Source organism: Brevibacterium picturae, from assembly GCF_030453725.1.
Classification (GTDB): domain Bacteria; phylum Actinomycetota; class Actinomycetes; order Actinomycetales; family Brevibacteriaceae; genus Brevibacterium; species Brevibacterium sandarakinum_A.
Genome location: NZ_JAKDJU010000325.1, coordinates 1 through 1,763 on the forward strand (window position 1 = coordinate 1; position 1,763 = coordinate 1,763).

The 1,763-nt window shown below is 64.8% G+C and carries 1 protein-coding gene; it reads right to left on the reverse strand.

Going from position 1 to position 1,763, the window contains the following annotated elements:
* The coding region (locus tag L0G76_RS16060) for an LCP family glycopolymer transferase (protein ID WP_304358126.1) at positions 1 to 1,763 on the reverse strand (1,763 nt) is incomplete at both ends.

Below are 1,763 nucleotides of genomic sequence, written 5' to 3' on the forward strand. Positions count from 1 at the left end.
GGGGCGGAGTCCGTGGACGTGTCCGCGCTCGCATCGTTGGTCGGCTTGGGAGTCTCCCCGCCATCGGATGCCCCCTTGACCTCACCTTCGATCCACTCGTGGAGCTTGTCGAAGTCGGGGTCGTAGGTGGGGGTGACATCGTTGTTGATCTGCACCGTCGTGACCTCACCCTTCTGCATGGCGAGAGCGAGTTCGATGAAGGCCGGAACCTCGTTCTGCGGAATCGAGGTGGCGATGTTCTTCGTCGCCGAGTTCGCGAGCTTGGGATAGGCCGTGGCCAGTTCACGAGGATCGATCTGGTCCAGGGTGGTTTTGATCATGCGTTGCTGGCGGCACATGCGGTCGTAGTTGTCGCTGCCCTCGCGGGAACGCACGTACCAGAGTGCATCCTTGCCCTTCAGCGTCTGCGGGCCCGGATCGACCCAGCCGTAGACCTCGTTCGACACACCCGACATGGACTTGCCGCCACCCATCGGGATGGGGCGTTCGACATCGATCTTCACTCCGCCGATGGCATCGACGACGTCTTCGAATCCGGCCATGTCGACTGATGCCCAGTAGTCGAGGTTGAGGCCCAGTGAGCCTTCGACCGCCTGCATCGTGGCGAACATTCCCGGTTCCAGGTCGTGTGGATCACCGATGGTGTCTTCGTTCTGTGCACCCCACTGCCAGACGGAGTTGATGAGGTCGACCGAGGACTGGCCGGTGGGTCGGAATCCGTCCGGCCATCTCTTGTCCAGTTCGCTTCCTTCGGGGAAGATCGGGAACGCGAGGTTGCGCGGTACGGAGATCAGCGCAGCATTGCCCGTCTTCGTGTCGATCGAGGCGACGAGCATCGTGTCGGGGCGCGTGCCCTCACGGTCATCGCCATTGTCGCGACCCATCAGGAAGACATTGATGTAGGGCTTGTCGGCCCACAGGTCTTCGGCGGATTGGGCATCTCCTGTGCTGTCGCCGAACAGGCTCGAGACCGTGTCTCCTTGGACTTGGGCGTAGACCGACCCGACGCCGAAGGGGATGCCGATGATGAGTGCCAGGGAGACGACGAGCACGCCGGCCATCTTGTTCTGCCACGAGGCGTAGCGGTGCCCCGTGCGCAGCCCGAAGTGGGACACGACGATCACGAGGATCCAGATCACGCCGATGACGGCGAGGGCGATTGCGAGGAAGGTCAGCAGCGACGGGCTCGAGACGACTGTGCCGAATGCGCGGACCGGTCCTTTGATGAGGACGTAGATGAGGGCGATGACGAAGGTGAGGACGAATCCGCCGAGCAGGATGAAGCCCAAGGGCCGGAATCGTGTGCGCAGCAGACCGATGCCCGGAAGCAGGGTGCTCAGCGAGGTCCAGCCGACGAGGCTGGGGAATGCTTCTCCGACGCGTGACGAATGGCGTCGTGCGCGCGCGGTTTCGGCCGCGGCCGCAGCCTCGTCTACTCGGCGGTCTCTGCGCCTCGGTGTCGCGTCTGCATCGTCAGCGGATCTCCCCGTCGATTCCCTCGCCGAGGCGGCGCCGCGGTCCCGTGTGCCCGTGGGGTGGCCATGATCGCCGGGTGTCGATTCCTGTGTGTTGGCGTTCTGCTGCTGGGCGCTGGCGGTTCGGTTCGGTGCGCTGGTGGCCTGTTCCTGCGAATCGGCGGCTGATGCCGCACCTGCTGCGGAGGCTGGGCTGGCTCCTGCGGCGCGAAGCATCCGTGCTTCGCGGCGAGTGCGCGGTGCGACAGGCCGAGGCGTCGGTGCCTTCGACCGGTGCTGCGTGGAGGA